Origin of the sequence: Robbsia andropogonis, assembly GCF_000970345.1 — a bacterium.
Taxonomy (GTDB): Bacteria; Pseudomonadota; Gammaproteobacteria; order Burkholderiales; family Burkholderiaceae; genus Robbsia; species Robbsia andropogonis.
Window position 1 is genome coordinate 127,813 of sequence record NZ_LAQU01000009.1, and the last position, 19,867, is coordinate 147,679.

The 19,867-nt window shown below is 60.4% G+C and carries 19 protein-coding genes, 1 tRNA gene and 2 pseudogenes; 4 read left to right on the top strand and 18 right to left on the bottom strand.

Translation table 11 applies throughout. The features are described from left to right. Positions 1-9: 9 nt before the first annotated feature. From nuoF to WM40_RS11215, 13 genes and pseudogenes are all read right to left on the bottom strand, one after another. The gene (gene nuoF, locus WM40_RS11150; RefSeq protein ID WP_024902201.1) at positions 10-1,398 is read right to left on the bottom strand and encodes an NADH-quinone oxidoreductase subunit NuoF; all 1,389 of its coding nucleotides are present in this window, start codon (positions 1,396-1,398) and stop codon (positions 10-12) included. A 146-nt stretch (positions 1,399-1,544) separates the two neighbouring features. After that, positions 1,545-2,015: pseudogene (gene nuoE / locus WM40_RS11155) on the bottom strand (NADH-quinone oxidoreductase subunit NuoE); the annotation flags it as partial. A gap of 15 nt (positions 2,016-2,030) precedes the next feature. Then, complete coding sequence (locus WM40_RS11160) at positions 2,031-2,252, bottom strand: hypothetical protein (protein ID WP_024902199.1); 222 nt, start codon at positions 2,250-2,252, stop codon at positions 2,031-2,033. Continuing rightward, the gene (locus tag WM40_RS11165; protein WP_024902198.1) at positions 2,236-3,489 is read right to left on the bottom strand and encodes an NADH-quinone oxidoreductase subunit D; all 1,254 of its coding nucleotides are present in this window, start codon (positions 3,487-3,489) and stop codon (positions 2,236-2,238) included. The genes WM40_RS11160 and WM40_RS11165 overlap by 17 nt, the downstream gene beginning before the upstream one ends. 83 nt (positions 3,490-3,572) lie before the next feature. Beyond that, positions 3,573-4,175 (bottom strand): NADH-quinone oxidoreductase subunit C, encoded by a 603-nt coding sequence (locus WM40_RS11170; RefSeq protein ID WP_024902197.1) that lies wholly within the window; start codon positions 4,173-4,175, stop codon positions 3,573-3,575. Between the two features lie 183 nt (positions 4,176-4,358). Beyond that, positions 4,359-4,838 (bottom strand): NuoB/complex I 20 kDa subunit family protein, encoded by a 480-nt coding sequence (locus WM40_RS11180; protein ID WP_024902196.1) that lies wholly within the window; start codon positions 4,836-4,838, stop codon positions 4,359-4,361. A 341-nt stretch (positions 4,839-5,179) separates the two neighbouring features. Next, the gene (locus WM40_RS11185) at positions 5,180-5,539 is read right to left on the bottom strand and encodes an NADH-quinone oxidoreductase subunit A (protein ID WP_024902195.1); all 360 of its coding nucleotides are present in this window, start codon (positions 5,537-5,539) and stop codon (positions 5,180-5,182) included. A 179-nt stretch (positions 5,540-5,718) separates the two neighbouring features. After that, positions 5,719-5,803, bottom strand: a tRNA-Leu gene (locus tag WM40_RS11190). Between the two features lie 433 nt (positions 5,804-6,236). Continuing rightward, a complete protein-coding gene (gene secG, locus WM40_RS11195; protein ID WP_046152881.1) occupies positions 6,237-6,617 on the bottom strand; it encodes a preprotein translocase subunit SecG in 381 nt (126 codons plus the stop codon). 44 nt (positions 6,618-6,661) lie between these two features. After that, a complete protein-coding gene (gene tpiA, locus WM40_RS11200; protein WP_082102584.1) occupies positions 6,662-7,504 on the bottom strand; it encodes a triose-phosphate isomerase in 843 nt (280 codons plus the stop codon). 513 nt (positions 7,505-8,017) lie between these two features. After that, positions 8,018-10,144 carry a polyribonucleotide nucleotidyltransferase gene (pnp, locus tag WM40_RS11205; protein ID WP_046152913.1) on the bottom strand — a complete coding sequence of 709 codons (2,127 nt, stop codon included), beginning with the start codon at positions 10,142-10,144 and terminating at the stop codon, positions 8,018-8,020. A 266-nt stretch (positions 10,145-10,410) separates the two neighbouring features. Beyond that, on the bottom strand, positions 10,411-10,680 hold the full coding sequence (gene rpsO / locus WM40_RS11210; protein WP_024902191.1) for a 30S ribosomal protein S15: 270 nt from the start codon (positions 10,678-10,680) through the stop codon (positions 10,411-10,413). A 183-nt stretch (positions 10,681-10,863) separates the two neighbouring features. After that, entirely contained in the window at positions 10,864-11,151 is a 288-nt protein-coding gene (locus WM40_RS11215) for a hypothetical protein (RefSeq protein ID WP_046152882.1), read from the bottom strand. Here WM40_RS11215 and WM40_RS11220 point away from each other — a divergent pair. Continuing rightward, positions 11,150-11,653, top strand: a complete 504-nt coding sequence (locus WM40_RS11220; protein WP_024902189.1) for a hypothetical protein — start codon at positions 11,150-11,152, stop codon at positions 11,651-11,653. The two genes, WM40_RS11215 and WM40_RS11220, sit on opposite strands and share 2 nt — an antisense overlap. Before the next feature lie 92 nt (positions 11,654-11,745). Here the strand turns inward: WM40_RS11220 and pssA are convergent, their stop codons facing one another. The 5 genes and pseudogenes from pssA to WM40_RS11245 form a co-directional block, all read right to left on the bottom strand. After that, complete coding sequence (gene pssA, locus WM40_RS11225; protein ID WP_046152914.1) at positions 11,746-12,597, bottom strand: CDP-diacylglycerol--serine O-phosphatidyltransferase; 852 nt, start codon at positions 12,595-12,597, stop codon at positions 11,746-11,748. Between the two features lie 247 nt (positions 12,598-12,844). Next, positions 12,845-13,480: pseudogene (locus WM40_RS11230) on the bottom strand (phosphatidylserine decarboxylase); the annotation flags it as partial. Positions 13,481-13,726: 246 nt separating this feature from the next. Beyond that, positions 13,727-14,743 (bottom strand): ketol-acid reductoisomerase, encoded by a 1,017-nt coding sequence (gene ilvC / locus WM40_RS11235; RefSeq protein ID WP_024902186.1) that lies wholly within the window; start codon positions 14,741-14,743, stop codon positions 13,727-13,729. Positions 14,744-14,833: 90 nt separating this feature from the next. Further along, on the bottom strand, positions 14,834-15,325 hold the full coding sequence (gene ilvN, locus WM40_RS11240) for an acetolactate synthase small subunit (protein ID WP_024902185.1): 492 nt from the start codon (positions 15,323-15,325) through the stop codon (positions 14,834-14,836). Positions 15,326-15,459: 134 nt separating this feature from the next. Continuing rightward, complete coding sequence (locus WM40_RS11245) at positions 15,460-17,334, bottom strand: acetolactate synthase 3 catalytic subunit (protein WP_081764785.1); 1,875 nt, start codon at positions 17,332-17,334, stop codon at positions 15,460-15,462. A gap of 478 nt (positions 17,335-17,812) precedes the next feature. On the opposite strand from WM40_RS11245, the gene WM40_RS11250 reads away from it, so the two are divergent. The 3 genes from WM40_RS11250 to WM40_RS11260 are packed head-to-tail and all read left to right on the top strand — an operon-like array spanning position 17,813 to position 19,853. Next, the gene (locus WM40_RS11250) at positions 17,813-18,382 is read left to right on the top strand and encodes an RNA polymerase sigma factor (RefSeq protein WP_024902183.1); all 570 of its coding nucleotides are present in this window, start codon (positions 17,813-17,815) and stop codon (positions 18,380-18,382) included. Then, positions 18,379-18,840 carry a DUF3619 family protein gene (locus WM40_RS11255; RefSeq protein ID WP_024902182.1) on the top strand — a complete coding sequence of 154 codons (462 nt, stop codon included), beginning with the start codon at positions 18,379-18,381 and terminating at the stop codon, positions 18,838-18,840. Before WM40_RS11250 ends, WM40_RS11255 begins: the two co-directional genes overlap by 4 nt. Further along, entirely contained in the window at positions 18,837-19,853 is a 1,017-nt protein-coding gene (locus WM40_RS11260; protein ID WP_157684924.1) for a DUF3106 domain-containing protein, read from the top strand. The genes WM40_RS11255 and WM40_RS11260 overlap by 4 nt, the downstream gene beginning before the upstream one ends. Positions 19,854-19,867 lie beyond the last annotated feature (14 nt).

Consider the following 19,867-nt stretch of genomic DNA (forward strand, 5'->3'; position numbering starts at 1 on the left):
TCAACTCAGTTAGGCCTGCGCAGTGGCGAGCGCCGACTGCTTGCTCGCGTCCGATGCCGCCGGTTCCGCCCCGGCCGCCCCCACCAATCCGGTGAAGGCGCCCTCGGCACCGGGCCCGCACAGGCAGCGCTTGTTCGCGACGTGGTATTCGAATTCGTCCCAGTAGTGACGCAGCATTCCCTGGACCGGCATGGCGGCGGCATCACCGAGCGCGCAAATGGTCCGACCCGATATGTTGTCAGCAACAGACTTCAACAGATCGAGATCTTCCTTGCGGCCCTTGCCATGTTCGATCCGGTTGACGATGCGATACAGCCAGCCCGTACCTTCACGGCAGGGCGTGCATTGACCGCACGATTCCTCATGATAGAAGTACGACAGCCGCAGCAGTGCGCGCACCATGCAGCGGGTTTCGTCCATGACAATCACCGCACCCGACCCGAGCATCGACTTCTGCTTCGCGATTGCGTCGTAGTCCATATCGGTTTCCATCATCAGCGCACCCGGCACCACCGGTGCCGACGATCCACCGGGAATCACCGATTTCAACTTCTTGCCGTTGCGCATGCCGCCGGCCAGTTCGAGCAGCTTGGCGAACGGCGTACCGAGCGGCACCTCGTAATTACCCGGCTTCTCGACATCGCCAGACACCGAAAAAATCTTCGTGCCGCCATTGTTCGGCTTGCCCATCTCCAGGTAAGCCTGCGGCCCCACGCCTAGCACGAACGGCACCGCCGCGAATGTTTCGGTGTTGTTGATCGTCGTCGGTTTGCCGAACAGGCCATAGCTGGCCGGAAACGGCGGTTTGAAGCGGGGCTGGCCTTTCTTGCCTTCCAGTGACTCGAGGAGCGCCGTTTCCTCACCGCAGATGTATGCACCATAGCCGTGGTGCCCATGCAGTTGAAACGAAAAACCGGTACCAAGGATGTTGTTTCCCAGCAGCCCTGCTTCACGCGCCTGCTCCAACGCTTCCTCGAAACGGCGGTAAACCTCGAAGATCTCGCCGTGGATGTAGTTATAGCCGACGGTAATGCCCATCGCATATGCGCCGATCGTCATGCCTTCGATCAGGGCGTGCGGGTTGTAGCGCAGGATGTCGCGGTCCTTGAACGTGCCCGGCTCACCTTCATCCGAATTGCATACCAGATATTTTTGCCCTGGAAACTGACGTGGCATGAAGCTCCACTTCAGGCCCGTCGGGAAGCCCGCGCCGCCGCGACCGCGCAGGCTCGATGCCTTCAGGTCGGCAATGATCTGCTCCGGCGGGATCTTCTCTTCCAATATCCGGCGCAGTTGCTTGTAGCCACCACGCGCTTCATAACCCTTCAAATCCCAGTTGTCACCGGTCAGGCCCGCCAGAATCAAGGGGGCGATATGTCGATCGTGCAGGGAGGTCATCGTGCCGTCTCCTCGCCCGGCATGGGAGCCGGACGCTCATTCAGCGTTGCATGTGCACCATCATGGTCGGCATGATCCGCAAGCCGCGCGTCCGCGGCATGATCAACCGGATGCCCGCCACCGGCCGTCGTCCTCAACGGCGCGGCAGACAATTCGGCCAGCAGCGCGTCGATCTTTTCGCGGCTCATGAAACTGCACATTTTCTGGTTGTTCAGCAGCAAGACCGGCGCATCGCCGCAAGCGCCCATGCATTCACCTTCGCGCAGCGTGAACCGGCCATCGGCCGTGGTCTCATTGAAATCGATCCCTAATTTCTGTTTCAGATACGTTGCCGCGTCATCGGCATCATGCAACTGGCATGGCAGGTTCGTACACAGGGTGATCTTGTATTGTCCGACGGGACGCGTATCGAACATGTTGTAGAAGGTCGCGATCTCCTGCACCGCTACCGCCGGCATGCCGAGATAGTTGGCAACGAATCGCATCACCTCGGGTGATACCCAGCCCAGTTCGTCCTGGGCCACCGCAAGCGAGGCCATCACCGCCGAGCGTTTCTGTTCGGGCGGATACTTGGCGACCGCGCGGTCGATTTCCTTCATCGCTTCAGCAGAAAGCATGGTCGTCTTCTTTCGCTATTCAGTCAGGCGCTCCCCGCTGCACCTCGCCACCGCCTCATGGACGGTGGCGCGCGCCGGTTTGCATTCCTGGTTTGCTGCCCTGGTTTGATTCTCTTCGCGACGGTCCGACGGCATCTGCTGCCGAACCGGACCCGCACCCCACGAAGCCACAATGCTGCTCTTGTTCACCGCCTGCCATACCGCCACGCCGACCTGCAGCTCAGCGGTCGACTTCACCGAACACAATATCCTGCGTGCCGATGATCGTGACCGCATCCGCGATCATATGCCCCCGCGCCATCTCGTCGAATGCCGACAAGTGCGCGAAACCGCCGGCACGGATCTTCAGGCGGTACGGCTTGTTTGCACCATCCGAAATCAGGTAAATGCCGAATTCGCCCTTGGGGTGCTCGATTGCCGCATAGGTCTCACCCGCCGGCACATGGAAACCTTCGGTGAAGAGTTTGAAATGGTGGATCAACTCCTCCATATTGCTCTTCATGTTTACCCGAGACGGCGGCGCCACCTTATGGTTGTCGATCATCACCGGCCCCGGATTCGCCCTCAGCCAGGTGATGCACTGCTTGATGATCCGATTCGACTGGCGCATCTCTTCCATTCGCACCAAATAACGGTCATAGCAATCCCCATTCGTACCCACCGGCACGTCGAAGTCCATTTTGTCGTAGACCTCATATGGCTGCTTTTTACGCAGATCCCACTCGATGCCCGAGCCGCGCAGCATCGCGCCGGTCAAGCCGAGTTGCAATGCCCGATCCGGTGACACCACGCCAATGCCCACCAACCGCTGCTTCCAGATCCGGTTGTCGGTCAGCAGTGTCTCGTATTCATCGACGTAATGCGGAAAGCGATTCGTGAAGTCCTCGATAAAATCGAGTACCGAGCCGCTACGTTGATCATTCAAGCGGCGTAACGCCGCTGCGTTGCGCACCTTCGATGCCTTGTACTGTGGCATCGACTCCGGCAGATCACGATATACGCCGCCCGGACGGTAATAGGCTGCGTGCATCCGCGCGCCCGACACGGCCTCATAGATATCGAGCAGATCCTCGCGCTCGCGGAACGCATACAGCATCAACGCCATCGCGCCGACATCGAGGCCGTGCGAACCAATCCACATCAAATGGTTCAACAAGCGCGTCAATTCATCGAACATCACACGGATGTACTTCGCACGGATGGGCACGTCGATACCCAACAGCCGTTCGATCGCCATGACATAGGCGTGCTCGTTGCACATCATCGACACATAGTCGAGACGATCCATATACGGAACCGACTGCAGGAAAGTCTTCGACTCCGCGAGCTTCTCGGTTGCGCGATGCAGCAGGCCGATATGCGGATCGGCACGCTGGATCACCTCGCCATCCAACTCCAGCACCAAGCGCAGCACCCCGTGCGCTGCCGGGTGCTGCGGTCCAAAGTTCAACGTGTAGTTCTTGATATCTGCCATGCGAGGCCCCACTTCCAATTCAGCCGCGTTGTATTCATCTTGCGGCGTACGCCATCATCCCGCGCGCTTCTCCATCCCACGACTCAATGCTTCAGCCCGCCATACAGATCCTCGCGGATCACACGCGGAATGATCTCGCGCGGCTCGATGGTCACCGGCTGATAGATCACGCGCTTCTGGTCGGGGTCGTAGCGCATCTCCACATAACCCGATATCGGAAAGTCCTTGCGGAACGGATGACCCACAAACCCATAGTCCGTCAGGATCCGGCGCAGGTCCGGATGACCGTCGAAGACCACCCCGAACAGGTCGAAGGCTTCCCGCTCGTACCAATCCGCGGAACGCCAGACGTCGATCAACGACGGCACCATCGGCATATCATCGTCCGGGGCAAACACCCGGACACGCAGCCGCCAGTTATGCTCTAGCGACAAAAGGTGTACGACCACGGCGAAACGGGGCCCTTCATAGGCCCCGTCTCCGTAGGCAGAGTAATCCACGCCGCACAAATCCGACAGCTGCGCGAAAGCCAGCGACGAATTGTCGCGCAAAGTCTCAGCAACTTTCAGGTAATCTCCGGCATTTACCGTTAGCGTCACTTGTCCCAGCGATGAGACGAGATGAACGATCTTGTCGCCCAAAGCGCTTTCGAGCGCGGCTTGCAGAGTGTCGAGTTTGTTTGTCATAGTGGAAACAGACGCTGTTTTGGGCCACGAGCATCATGCGGCCGATACGCGGCGAAGCAACGCGCCGGCGGTCCTGTACGACGCCAACAGGCAATCGCGCGTGACGAGACGATCGCATGCGTCGGCGCGGGAAACCTGGCTGACAATGCGCACACTACCGCCCGGCCACCTGCCTGCTGTGCGTTATGGGCGCGCAATGGTCGCCGTCCGCTTGATCTTCGCCTGAAGTTGGATGATGCCGTAGATCAGCGCCTCAGCAGTGGGCGGACAACCGGGCACATAGACATCCACGGGTACGATGCGGTCACAACCACGGACGACCGAATAGGAGTAGTGATAGTAGCCGCCGCCATTCGCGCAGGAGCCCATCGAGAGCACCCACCGCGGCTCGGCCATCTGGTCGTAGACTTTCCGCAATGCTGGCGCCATTTTATTGCACAGCGTGCCGGCGACGATCATCAGATCGGATTGACGTGGACTGGGGCGGAACACGATGCCAAAACGATCCAGATCGTAGCGCGCGGCACCGGCATGCATCATCTCCACCGCGCAACAGGCAAGCCCGAACGTCATCGGCCATAACGAGCCGGTACGCGTCCAATTGATCAGCTTGTCTGCGGAGGTGGTGACGAACCCCTCTTTCAAGACCCCTTCGATACTCATTCCTGACTCCTGGTACCGCAAGATGCGGTGGCATCTCGCGAAACACACGCCGCGGCCCGTCGTCGACTCGTGGTCTACTCACGTCGTATGCAACCGGCCGACTCTGCCGCCGGTCCGTCGAACCGATGCGTGCGCTTCGCTCACATCGGTTGGCGATACCGTCCCTCACTTTCTACTCGTCGCCCAGGATCCGGCACGACGCCTGCCCGCCCACTACAACGCGCAGCGTATTGCGCTGCAATACCGCAGGCCGCTTAAAGAAACAGCCTACCTTGCGTTTCCCGCACCGCGACACGTCATACGGCCGACACGTTTATTATCACCCCTTCCCACGATCCTGCTCACTCCCAATCCAGCGCGCCCTTCTTCCAGAGGAAGACGAAACCCAGGATGAATTCAAGGATGAACACCATCATCGCAGCAAACCCGGGCCAACCGACGTCGCGCAGTGATACCCCCCATGGGAACAGGAAAGCGGTCTCGAGATCGAAGATGATGAAGAGAATGGCGACCAGATAATAGCGCACGTCGAACTTCATACGCGCGTCTTCGAATGCTTCGAAGCCGCACTCGTATGGTGCGTTTTTCTCGACATCTGGTTTATGAGGACTGACTAGTTTGCCGACAGTGATGAGACCACCACCCAGTGCGACACCCACGATTATGAACAACAATACGGGGAAATAGGGTGCGAGGTTCACGGCAATCCTCTTTTGATAGTAGTGCGCGCTGACAGCAAAGCGCTTCGGCGCGTAATGATGGTCACGGCCTAGACCGCACCACCCTGACACCATTCACCCACTTCGGGCAAATGATCCTACGCCTCACAAAACAATGCCAGCCGAAGCGTCTCTGCAACAGGCTGGCATTGTCTGAATCATGGTGCCGACGATGAGACTCGAACTCATACGACTTGCGTCACTACCCCCTCAAGATAGCGTGTCTACCAATTTCACCACGTCGGCTAAAACGTTCTACTACTTGCGCTACTTGCTGCTACCCATGATCTTGCAAAGCCACGGGTATCTTACTCCGATGCGCGACGGTTTGCTGCATCGCAACGCTTAATAATCCATTTTCGATTGCGATACAAACGGCAGCAGCAAGCACCTTCAGACCATATCAGGCACCGCGCTTGAATCGTTCTCGCCTTGCACAGGCAATCCGGATCTTTCCGCATCTACGCACAATCTGTGTCTAACGAACCGTCTTCGCTCCGCGACAAGACCAAAATTGTAGCGCCTCTCGTATGATTATTCAATCACAATCCGCAATTTTTACATCGGAACGAGATCGTTAAATACACACCAGACGGATCGCCTTGATCCGGCGAAGAAAACGGGCCGGCACCATATTTACCTGACGCCCGCTACGACGCGGAATGAACACATGCACCCCTTACTTCGGCACATCCTGGCCCGGCACGGTCGACGACGGGGCCACACCTGCGGCACTGGCCGCCGCAGGCGCGGAACCTGCCTGCACTGACGTCACCGGCGCAGGCGCGGCACCCATCACGCCGACCGACGCCACTTCACGATTGGCGCTACCCATGTAGGTCAACGCCAGCGTGCAGATAAAAAACAGCGCGGCCAATACGCCCGTCGTGCGCGACAGGAAGTTCGAAGAACCCGAGGCGCCGAACAGGCTGCCGGAAGAGCCGCTGCCGAACGCCGCCCCCATATCGGCGCCCTTGCCGTGCTGCACCAGCACGAGGCCAATGACGCCAAGGGCGGACAAAACCTGGATGACGATGATCAGGGACTTCAACAACACCATGCGTATGTCATTCGACGTGTCGAATGCCTCAAGTAAAAATCACACTATGCCGCACGGCAGATGGCAATGAAATCATCTGCCACCAACGCCGCACCGCCAATCAAGCCACCATCGATGTCCGGTTGTCCGAACAACTCGGCGGCATTCCCCGGCTTCACGCTGCCACCGTACAGCAACGCCACCTGTTCCAACACTTCATTCTTCGCCACGAGCCGCGCGCGCAGAAATGCGTGCACGTCCTGCGCCTGTTGCGCCGTTGCGCTCTTGCCGGTACCAATCGCCCAGACCGGCTCATAAGCAAACACCATGCGTCGCAATTGGCCGGCATCGAATGCCGACAGCAGCGCATCGAGCTGCGCGCCCACAACCGCTTCGGTACGCCCCGCCTCCCGCTCCGCCAGGGTCTCGCCCACACACACCACCGGCGTCATGCCACCATCCAACACCTGTCGGGTCTTCGCGACCACCGCGGCATCGCTCTCACGCAATAACGTGCGGCGCTCGGAATGACCAACGATGACCAATGTCACGTCGAATTCCCGCACCATCGCCGCGGAGATCTCACCGGTATAAGCACCCTTGTCGAGCGCGTGGCCGGAAATATCCTGGACGCCCAATCGAACCGCGGACCCGGAAAGCGCTTGCTGCGCTTGCGAGAGATAACAAAACGGCACACAGACGCCTACCTTGACGCCGCCTGCAACGCCGGCCTCCGCCGCCGGCTGCCTGCCGACAGTATCGGCCAGTGCCGACAACAGCGTGGCATTTGATGCAAGACTGCCGTGCATCTTCCAGTTACCCACCACCCAGCGGGTACGCCCCGCATCGGCGGGATACGCATGAGCGTGACCAACGGACGTCTGGGGGCTCTTGACTTGTTCGGACATGGCGATTCGCTCTCTCTGATTAAAAATCGGGGAAGCGCGGTTCGCGGCGGCCGGACCCAAGCCCTCGCAAGACTCACAAACGTTGCGACGGACACGATCGCAACGCCCTTTGCGGCAGGCGGGCACAAAATCCGGACCAAAACACGGCATTGTAAGACGCCGGAACCGGGCTGGTCAATTCAACGTTCAACGACACGTCAACAACGCCACCTTTCCGATCGATGGACGTTCTCCGGCGCCGGGCACGCGTTCTCCGTCTCGGCGACAAGACGGCACGACCCGACAGTCTGGGACATTCGCCTAAATAAAACGCCGGTGTCCGCACCTTGCGACACCGGCGTTCTAACCGATATTCAGGGTGCCGGACCTGTCGACCCGGACCCTTATTTTGCCTCATTGGCGCAGCATCCGCGCAATGCATCGCCAGGCAGACAGACAGACCACCGCAGCCGACGCCCGGCCCCGGCCTGCACCCAACTTGGGTAGACGGGAGCGGGAGCGGTCGCCGCGCGATTACTCGCCAGCGGGCGTCGGCGCATCCAGCAAGGCCTTCATCGACAAACGGATTCGACCCTTTTCTTCGAGCTGAATCACCTTGACCTTGATTTGCTGCCCTTCGCTCAGGTAATCGCCGACCTTGTTGACGCGCTCGTGGACGATTTCGGAGATGTGCACCAGACCATCCTTGCCCGGCAGGATATTGACGATCGCACCAAAGTCCAACAGCTTCAACACGGTACCGTCGTAGGTTTTGCCGACTTCCACATCGACCGTGATGGCTTCGATACGGCGCTTTGCCTCTTCCATCCCTTCGGCGCTGGTGCCGGCGATGGTGACATTGCCCTCGTCGCTGATATCGATCTTCGTGCCGGTCTCCTCAGACAGTCCGCGAATGACCGAGCCACCCTTGCCAATCACGTCACGAATCTTGTCCGGATTAATCTTCAGCGTGATCATCCGCGGCGCGTAATCGGACAACTCCGTATTTGCACCATCCACCGCCGCGCGCATCTTGCCCAGGATATGCATCCGGCCCTCGCGCGCTTGCGCCAACGCCACCTGCATGATTTCCTTGGTGATGCCTTGGATCTTGATGTCCATCTGGAGCGCCGTGACACCCGCATCGGTGCCGGCAACCTTGAAGTCCATGTCGCCCAGGTGATCCTCGTCGCCTAGAATATCCGTCAGCACCGAGAAACGCTTGGTGTCGGCATCCAGAATCAAGCCCATCGCGATGCCCGCGACGTGCGCCTTCAACGGCACCCCGGCATGCATCATTGCCAGGCAACCACCGCAGACCGATGCCATGGACGACGAACCGTTCGATTCGGTGATTTCGGAGACGACCCGGATCGAATACGGAAACGCTTCCTTCGTCGGCAAGCAGGCAGCCAGCGCACGCTTCGCCAAGCGGCCATGGCCGATTTCGCGGCGCTTCGGCGAACCCACACGGCCGGTTTCGCCCGTCGCGAACGGGGGCATGTTGTAGTGCAGCATGAAGTGATCGCGCTGCTCGCCTTCGAGCGCGTCGATGATCTGCTCGTCGCGTTGCGTGCCCAATGTCGCGATGACCAATGCCTGCGTCTCACCGCGCGTGAACAGTGCAGAACCATGCGTCCGTGGCAGCACGCCGGTACGGACCTCGATCGGACGCACGGTGCGCGTATCGCGACCGTCGATACGCGGCTCGCCATTCAGGATCTGGCCACGGACGATCTTCGACTCCAGATCGAACAGCACATTGCCAATGGCAGTGCTGTCTGGCGCACTTGTACCCGACGCCGCCGCTCGCTCTTTCAGCGTCTGCTCGACCAATGCCGTCGCCTCACGCAGCTTTGCCGTGCGTTGTTGCTTGTCGCGCAGTTGATAAGCGGCGCGCAGCGGCGCATCCGCGATCTCGGTGACGCTTGCGATCAGGGCCTCGTCCTTCGGTGCCGGCTGCCAATCCCATTCGGGCTTGCCGCCTTCCTTGACCAGTTCATGGATCGCGTCGATCGCGGTCTGCATCTGCTCGTGACCGAACACCACCGCGCCCAGCATGACATCTTCCGGCAACTGATCCGCTTCGGACTCGACCATCAGCACCGCTGTCTCCGTCCCCGCCACCACCAGATCGAGGTCCGATGACGAAAATTGTGAACGGTTCGGATTCAGCACGTACTGACCGTCGATATATCCGACGCGCGCCGCACCCACCGGACCATTGAACGGCAGGCCCGAAATCGCCAATGCCGCCGACGCACCGATGATCGACGGGATATCGGCCGGCACATCCGGATTCAGTGACAGGACGTGAATGACGACCTGTACTTCGTTGTAGAAACCTTCCGGGAACAGCGGACGCAGCGGACGGTCTATCAGACGCGAAATAAGCGTCTCACCCTCCGACGGGCGACCTTCGCGACGGAAGAAACCGCCGGGGATACGACCGGCGGCATACGTCTTCTCAAGGTAATCGACGGTCAGCGGGAAGAAATCCTGACCCGGTTTTGCACTACGGGCACCTACGACAGTTGCCAGCACGACGGTGTCTTCGACGTCGACGATGACGGCGCCGCTTGCCTGACGTGCTATTTCACCGGTTTCCAGACGGACCTTGTGTTGGCCCCATTGGAATTCCTTCACGACTTTATTGAACATGTACCACTCCTTTATATGCGGCTGCGCGGCGCCCTTGATCGGACGCGGAACCACCGTGCCCTGTTGCCCAGGCGACCGGGAATCCCCGGCGCGCGACCTGCTCTGAGGCGTCCGCTGCCCGCGCACTGGCGCAAGCTAGCCATGACGCCGCGATGCAATATGCCGCGGACGCGCGTTTTCGTTCTGGAAAAAACAAAATGCCTGTATCAGGAGGCTGACACAGGCATTGAGCACTCATTTCAGCGCCGGCAACCGCGCTTCATCACTTACTTACGCAGGCCGAGGCTTTCGATCAGGTTGCGATAACGGTCCGCATCACCCTTCTTCAGGTAGTCCAGCAGCTTACGACGGCGGCTGACCATGGCCAACAGGCCACGACGGCTGTGGTGGTCCTTCTTGTGTTCCTTGAAGTGCACCGTCAGCTCATTGATACGTGCCGTCAACAGCGCAACCTGTACTTCCGGCGAACCGGTGTCCTTCGGCGCGCGTGCGAACTTCGCAACAATTTCGGTCTTATTGATCTCTGATACAGACATGATATTCCTTCGTTTTCCTATAGGGACATGCGGTCACGGAAGAAAAGGCCGTGCCGTGAGTATCAGCTTTTCCGAGCCGGCGCCTTGGCGAATCAACCGCCCACACTTCGCGCGCTGACATAAATCGGTCAAAACTGAATCGCCGAGTCTACCACAACTCGCCTTCCGGCTAAAGGCTATTTATCATGCGAAGATGTGTGTTAGATGCCGCTTCGACGTCGCCATCGTCCATTGGGCGGAAAGCCATTGCCGACGGTATGCCGGGTACGCGAAGCGCAGGCATCCGATTCCGACCGACAACAATAACAGGCCAGCCATGTCGATTGCCCGCCCGCTCATTTCCCGCGTAGCGACCCGCTTTTTCAGGGATTCCCCGTGTTGCATGACCCGGCCGTCGCGGTATTCCACCGCACCCGAGGTCTTCAACGCCGTCAAACGCACGCCGCGATTGCGGGGATGGCGGCGCGTCATGCAGTGGTCTGTCGCTACCGCGGCGCTTGCCACGCTGGCCGCCTGCGCCTTGCCACAGCAGAAATTGCCGCCTGGCACACCGGTGGCGCGAGTCTATTCCACGCTGGGACAGCCGCGCGAGCGTTACCCGCTGGACAACGGCGTTACCCGCCTGCTTTGGCCAACACAGCCGTTTGGCGAGACCACGACCGCCGTCGATATCGATGCGTCCGGCAAGGTGGTACAGGTGGCGCAGGTGCTCGACAACGCGTACTTTTATCAGGCTGTCCCGGACAAATGGACGCAACAGGATGTGCTCTCCCACTTTGGACAGCCCGTCTGCAAGCAATACTTCCAGCTCTCGCACCGGGCCGCCTGGAGTTATCGGTATATGGACGCCGGAGTCTGGTATTCGATGTTCGTCTTCCTGTTCGACGACAACGGCGTGCTGAAGGGCACACAAAAGTCGCCCGATCCGCTGCATGATCCAGATCGACGCTTTGGGTTCGGCGAGCTTTGCTGAAACGCATTGCCACATGAAAAACGGCTCGCCATCGATGATGGCGAGCCGTTTTTCGTTGCACACAGCCTGCTAGACGACTGCGGGATAATCGGTCAAGCGCTCGCGTCCGGCGCTTTCACACGCGTACGCAATTTGGACCAGACCCAGAATACATAGCCGGATAATCCATACAACACGAACAGCCCGAACAGGACAATCGGCGGATCAGACGAGATGGCGATAAACGCGACCACCACCAGCACCATGACGCCAAACGGCACGCGATAGCGTACATCCAGGGCCTTCCCGCTATAGAACGGCGCGTTGGAGACCATGGTTACGCCAGCATAGATCGTCAACACGAAGGCGACCCAGGGCACCCAGTGCGAGCTGACCGGCAATCGGTTATCGATTGACAGCCATACGAAACCCGCGACCAGAGCCGCAGCCGCGGGGCTCGGAATCCCCTGGAAGAATCGCTTGTCGACAACGGCGATGTTGGTGTTGAACCGGGCGAGCCGCAAGGCCGCACCGGCACAATAGACAAACGCCGCCAGCCAGCCCCACCGCCCGAGATCCCGCAGCGCCCATTCGTACATCACGAGCGCGGGCGCGACACCAAAAGACACCATGTCGGACAAGCTGTCGTACTGTTCACCGAACGCGCTCTGCGTATGCGTCATCCGGGCCACGCGACCGTCCATTCCGTCGAGCACCATCGCGGCGAAAATCGCGACCGCGGCAAACTCGAACCGCAGGTTCATCGCCTGGACAATCGCATAAAAGCCGCAAAACAGGGCGGCCGTCGTGAACGCGTTCGGCAACAGGTAGATGCCACGCTTGCGCAGGAACTGCTGGCGCGCCAGACGACGCTGCTCACGGGGCGTAAGCGGCTCCCCCCGTGCGGCGTCATCGACATAGCGCCGACCGAAGCCGCGCGGGCGACGACGGAACGTCCCCTGCAGCTCCGCGCCGGGCTTGGCTTTACTTCGGCGCGGCTTCAGAGCCAATCCCCACCTCCGATGCGATACCTGCTGCACCCGCCAACGGCGCGGTCGCCACGCCCTGACCCACCGGTTCCGCCGACGTCAGTGGGCTGGTCGGCTGAACCGGTGACGTCGGACTGACCGGGCTGGCCACCGTATCCGTCACGGTGGCACCGGCCGGTGCGGTCGCGAACGGTGCTTCCGGCGTGACCGCTATCGGCTCCCCCAATTCCGCAAGAATCGTGGACGATGCGAACACCTTTTCGCCGATCGAAACACGTGGACGCGCGCCCAGCGGCAAATACACATCCAGGCGCGAGCCAAAGCGAATGAAACCGTAACGCTGACCGCGCTTCAGTGTCTCACCCTCCCGGACGTAACAGAGAATGCGCCGCGCCACCAGGCCCGCCACCTGGACGCAGCTGATCACCACGCCGCCCGGCAAGTCAAATATCAGCGCATTGCGTTCGTTCTGCAGCGATGCCTTGTCGAGCTCCGCATTCAGGAATGCACCCGGGAAATATTGCACGCGACGCACCGTCCCATCTACGGGTGAGCGCTGCGAGTGTGCGTTGAACACATTCATGAACACGCTGATTTTCATCGCTTCCCGCTGCGCATACGGATCAAGCACGGTCTCGATGGCGACAATTCGCCCATCGGCGGGGCTCAACACGGCGTTCGGGTCGGCTGGAATCGACCGCGGCGGATCACGGAAAAACTGCACGACGAACACGACCAGCAGCCAGAACGGCCAAGCCCAGCCAAAGCCCCCCAGTGCATGGACCAGTATCGCCAGCAACAGGGCAATACCGATAAACGGCCAACCTTCGCGGGCAATGATCGGATGAGGATAGTTCATATAAATCGAGGTGAGTGTTGATCGGTGCAGTCGGGCGTGACGGGACCGACAACAATTCCCCGTCACGCGCCAACACGCGACGCCAGGCTCAAGGATAGCAAAAGGCGGGCCGGGTTGGCGTGCAAACGCGATACGAGAAAAAAAATGCCATCCAGCATTCGCTGAACGGCATCTTGACGCGCGTTAGGACGAGTCCATCGCAAAGCCGGAAAGGCCTCCCGGCCGGTCGGTTTCTAAGCCTTCGCCTTAGTTCTTCGACTGGTCAACCAACTTGTTCTTCGCGATCCACGGCATCATCGCACGCAACTTCTCGCCCACCTGCTCGATTTGATGATCGGCGGTCAGACGGCGACGCGACTGCAATGTCGGTTGACCGGCACGGTCTTCCAGGATGAACTGCTTCGCGTATTCGCCGGTCTGGATATCCTTCAGCACCGCGCGCATCGCATCCTTCGTCGCCGACGTCACAATCCGCGGACCCGTCACGTATTCGCCGAATTCGGCATTGTTCGAGATCGAGTAGTTCATGTTGGCGATGCCGCCTTCGTAGATCAAGTCGACGATCAGCTTCAGTTCGTGCAGGCATTCGAAGTACGCCATTTCCGGCGCATAGCCCGCTTCCACCAGCGTCTCAAAACCCGCCTTGATCAATTCGACGGTCCCACCAGCCAGCACGGCTTGTTCGCCGAACAGGTCGGTTTCGGTCTCTTCGCGGAAGTTCGTCTCGATAATGCCGGCGCGGCCGCCGCCGTTGGCGGTGGCGTACGACAGCGCGATGTCGCGCGCAGCGCCGGACTTGTCCTGTGCCACGGCGATCAGGTGGGGCACGCCGCCGCCCTGCGAGTACGTCGAACGCACCGTGTGGCCCGGTGCCTTCGGCGCGATCATGATCACGTCCAGGTCCTTGCGCGGCACAACCTGGCCGTAGTGAACGTTGAAGCCGTGCGCGAATGCCAACGTCGCGCCATCCTTGATGTTCTTTTCGACTTCCGTCTTGTAGACGGCCGCGATCTGCTCATCCGGCAGCAGCATCATGACGACGTCCGCGCCCTTCACGGCATCGGCGACTTCCTTGACCGTCAGGCCGGCGTTCTCGGCCTTCGACCACGACGCGCCACCCTTTCGCAAGCCGACCGTCACGTTCACGCCACTTTCCTTCAGATTCAGCGCGTGTGCATGGCCTTGCGAGCCATAACCGATGATCGTCACTTGCTTGCCCTTGATAAGGGACAGGTCGGCGTCTTTGTCGTAGTAAACCTTCATTGTCATGCTCCGCTAAATAAATAATCTGTTATACGAGTATCGGCAGAAACGGGACCAGACCGCGTGTCCGGCACCGATGTTCGCTGCCGGTCAGACCTTCAAGATTCGTTCACCGCGACCGATGCCGGAGCATCCGGTACGCACGGTTTCGAGGATCGATGCCGGGTCCAGCGCGTCGATAAACGCGTCGAGCTTCGCGCTGTCTCCGGTCAGCTCGATCGTGTACGTCTTTTCGGTGACATCGACGACCCGGCCACGGAAAATATCCGCCATCCGGTAGACCTCGTCGCGCTCCTTCCCCACCGCCCTGACCTTGATCAGCATCAGTTCCCGCTCCACATGGCCGGCCTCGGTAAGGTCGACCACCTTGACCACCTCGATCAGGCGGTTCAAGTGCTTCGTGATCTGTTCGATCACGTCATCCGAGCCGATGCTCGTAATTGTCATCCGTGACAACGACCGGTCCTCGGTCGGGGCCACCGTCAGCGACTCGATGTTGTAGCCGCGCGCCGAAAAAAGGCCCACCACGCGTGACAACGCGCCCGGCTCGTTCTCCAGCAAGATAGAGATAATGTGTTTCATCGCACACCCGTTATTTCCGTCAACCGCCACGAAGGGCGTCCACGGCGCGCCGGAGACCGCGGTCGGGCGTTGTGCCTTTTGCCGGCAAACCACTCCCATACCGCGGGCCAACGCGCCATCCCCGCTGATGACCCTCAGTTCAGATCCTCGGACCCCAACAGCATCTCCGTGATGCCCTTGCCCGCTTGAACCATCGGCCAGACGTTTTCAGTCGGGTCGGTCTGGAAATCGAGGAACACGGTGCGATCCTTCAGCCGCAGCGCTTCCTTTAGCGCCGGCTCGACGTCGGCCGTACGCTCAATACGAATGCCGACGTGACCATACGCCTCGGCCAGCTTGACGAAGTCAGGCAACGCATCCATGTAGGAGTGCGAATACCGCTTGCGATAATCGATCTGCTGCCATTGCCGCACCATACCCAGGTAACGGTTGTTCAACGACACGATCTTGATCGGCGTGTTGTGTTGCTTGCACGTCGACAACTCCTGGATACACATCTGGATCGAGCCTTCGCCCGTGATGCAGACGACATCGCTGTCCGGGTGCGCCATTTTCACGCCCATCGCCGCCGGCAAGCCAAATCCCATCGTACCCAGACCGCCGGAGTTGATCCAACGGCGCGGTTGATCAAAAGGATAGTATTGCGCGGCCCACATCTGGTGCTGCCCGACGTCGGAGCAGACGAACGCCTCACCCTTCGTCAAGCGGTGCAGTGTCTCCACCACGTATTGCGGCTTGATGATCTCGCTGTCGCGATCGAACTTGAGGCAGTCGATGTCACGCCATTGCGTGATCTGCTGCCACCACGCGTCCAGCGCCGTGCCATCCGGGCCGGCCGACATTGCGCGCATCTGGTCGATCATCTCGCGTAACACCTCACGCACGTCACCCACGATGGGGATGTCCACCTTGACGCGCTTCGAGATTGACGAGGGGTCGATGTCGATATGAATGATCTTGCGCGGGACTTCGGCGAAATGGGCGACATTGCCGATAACACGATCGTCGAAACGCGCGCCGATCGCGATCAGCACGTCACAGTGCTGCATCGCCATGTTGGCTTCGTAGGTGCCATGCATGCCCAGCATGCCGAGAAACTGCTTGCTGCTGGCACGATAGCCACCGAGGCCCATCAGCGTATTGGTCACCGGGAAGCCGAGCAGGTCCGCGAACTGGTTCAACTCGCGTGACGCATCGGCCAGAATCACGCCGCCGCCGCTATAAATATATGGCCGCTTCGCAGTCATCAACAGCGCCAGCGCCTTGCGGATCTGACCCGCATGCCCCTTCACCACCGGGTTGTAGGAACGCAGCGCGATATTCTTCGGCGTTTCGTATTCGTGCGGCGTGCGGGAAATGTCCTTCGGAATGTCGATCAGCACCGGGCCGGGTCGACCGGTACGGGCGATGTAGAACGCCTTGTGCACCGTGGCGGCAAGGTCCTTCACATCCTTCACGAGGAAGTTGTGCTTGACGCACGGCCGCGTGATGCCAACCGTATCGCACTCCTGAAATGCGTCCTGGCCGATGCTGCCCGTCGGCACCTGGCCGCACAGGATCACCAACGGAATGGAATCCATATAGGCGGTCGCAATCCCCGTGACGGCATTGGTCACTCCGGGACCCGATGTCACCAGGCAAACACCGACATTGCCGGTCGACCGCGCATAGGCGTCGGCGGCATGCACGGCGGCTTGCTCGTGACGCACCAGCAGGTGATTGATACTGTCTTGCTTGTACAGCTCGTCGTAGATATACAGGACCGAGCCGCCGGGATAACCCCAGAGATATTCGACGTTTTCTTCCTGCAACGCGCGCAGTAACACCGTGGCGCCGATAGAGGCGTCTGACGGTTCTGCGGACACCGAGGAGACCGGGAGAGAAGCGGAGCGTACCGACGAATCACGTTGGTTCGTTGCGGTAGCGTGTGCAGCGGTGGGCGCGTTCCGATTCGCGGAAGCAGGCGCTGGGACGCTGTCGGCGTGCGGATCGATATCCGCGCGAGGCATATTCATTAAAGTCGCCTTTGCAATTTTCGGCAAAAAATTGATCGGGTGCTCTCTCCACGCGCTTGTGGCGCGGGTTTGAACGAGGCGTCCAGTGCGCTGATCAGCCGGATAGGCGGATCGACTACGGGACATGGATGCGATAAACAGTCCAACACAATAGTCAGATGACCGCATTCAGTCAAGTTATTTTTGTCCGCCCTACAATGCGTGTATATGGCTGCCGCACCAACGACCCGCCCCACCAGAGGCGGATCAAAAGCGGCGTGGCGTCGCAGCGCCCTCCTACACTGCCCGTCGCCGGGAAATGGTGACGAAATTTGGTACCATCCCCGCATTTGCCGGATCATGCGCGTTACTTGGCGCACCCTGCGTCACCATGACCACTGACGTGAATTCACGACGAGGCGACCGCCGCGTGGTGACGCAATGAATTCAGACGTTTGCCCCAACTTCCCGAAAGTCTTGCTAAGCTCTGCGGATGGCCAGTGATAAGGAATTAGGCGATTTCCTGCAAAGCGCGGAACGTCGCGCATTCAAGCAGACGCTATTTGCCGTCCGCGACGAAGACGCCGCGCTGGATATTGTCCAGGACGCGATGATCAAGCTCGCGGAGCATTACGGTGACAAGCCCGCCGCGGAACTACCCTTTCTGTTTCAACGGATTCTGCAAACGACGGCGCTCGATTACTTTCGCCGTAAAAAAGTCCGAGACGCCCGTATCACGTTGTTTTCAAGCTTCCGTTCCGCCGCGGCCCGCGAGGAAGGAGAGGACGACGCGGCGGAACGCATAGATGCCCAGGCAACGTCTTTTTCGGCGAGCAGCGAGGATCAGGTCAGCCAGGACCAGATCGTCGGTGTGATCGAAACAGAGATACAACGTCTGCCGGCGCGTCAACGGGAGGCGTTCGTCATGCGTTATTGGGAAGATATGGATGTCGCCGAAACGGCGGCTGCTATGGGATGCTCCGAGGGCAGCGTGAAAACGCATTGTTCGCGCGCAGTGCGCGCGCTGGCCGAGGCCCTCCACGCCAAGGGGATCACATTATGAACCACGTCGCAGAGCCGTCTAGTCGCGCATCACGCGATCCACTGAACGAGGCGGTGTTTGCCTACAAGGTGCGTCGGGCATTGGACGAAGGCGCCCGCGCACTCCCCAACGACACGACGGCGCGCCTTGCCGCGGCGCGGCGCATGGCGCTTGCACGCAAGAAGCCGGAGACCGCCGCCGCGCCCGTTCCGACGTTCGTGCCGGCGCTCGCGGGTGCCGGAATGGGTAGCCTGCCCGGCCTCGACAGCGCGCGCGGACCACGGCCCTTCCGTGTTCGACTGCAATTATGGGTACCGATCGCCCTGCTGCTTGCGTCGCTTGCCGCCATCGCGCACTGGGAAGATCAACGCCAGATCGCTGAGCTGGCGAGCCTCGACGCCGAGGTGTTGAGCGACACACTGCCGCTGGATGCCTACCTCGATCACGGCTTCAACGAATATCTGGCGCGCAACCGGTGAGCGAGCGCCTTGACGATCGGCGACGGATGGCGAATGAGCCGCCCGACAGCGTGGCCACCAAGGTGAGCGACCCGGTCGGGCTCGCGCCATCGCGCCTGTCGACCATCGTCATCAGTGTCGTGTGCGTGGTGGCCGTCTGTGTGCTTGCAACGTGGCCGCGCTGGCATCCAGCGGTGGTCACCGTGCAATTGCCGCCGGAAAACGAAGCCGGTGCGACGGCCATCGAGGTGGCCCGCGATGGGACGATAGCTCCCGCGCCGGAAACGCAAGGCGTTACGCCGGGCGACGGCAAGCCCTCGACGACGCCAGGCGCGATATCCGGGACGCCTTCGACATTGGCAGCGCCCGGCGCCGCGATCGGGAACGCCACGACCGCGCCCACTACCGGTGCCAAGCGCGAGACCGGGCGACGTCCAACGATCGTGCGAGTACCTGTCAGCGACGATGTTCCCGCAACCTGGCAAGCGATGACGCCGCAACAGCAGGACGCACTCCAGCCCTTTGCGGAATGTTGGCCCCACTTGTCGGATCTACAGAAACGCAAGTGGATTGCCATTGCGTCGGTATATCCCAGAATGTCGCCCGATGCCCAGCAGCGATTGCATGAGCGGATGCTGCGTTGGACGCAAATGACACCGGAACAGCGCCGCCTGGCCCGAGAAAACTATGAGATGTCGCGGGTGTTGCCGCCGAACGCGCGGCAACAGGCGTGGCGGGCCTATGAGGCCTTACCCCCGGCCCAACGCGCGAAATTCGCCGCAGCGGAAAAGCGTCGCCAACCATCGGTCGTCAGCGCGCCGCCGTCCGAACCCCGGCGGCCCGCGCGGCACTCTGGTCGCCCTGGCTCCAGCACGCGTGCTACACCCGCCAGTGGTACACCGAATCTCGCGAAACGGGTGGGTGATTCAAATGGCGTAACGGCCCCGGCCTCCAGCCTGGTTGCCCCTGGCACTCCCCCCGCGCAACCGGCACGAGCACCTTCCTCGCCGGAACCCTCGGTCGAACAGCACTAAGTCGCCGACCGACG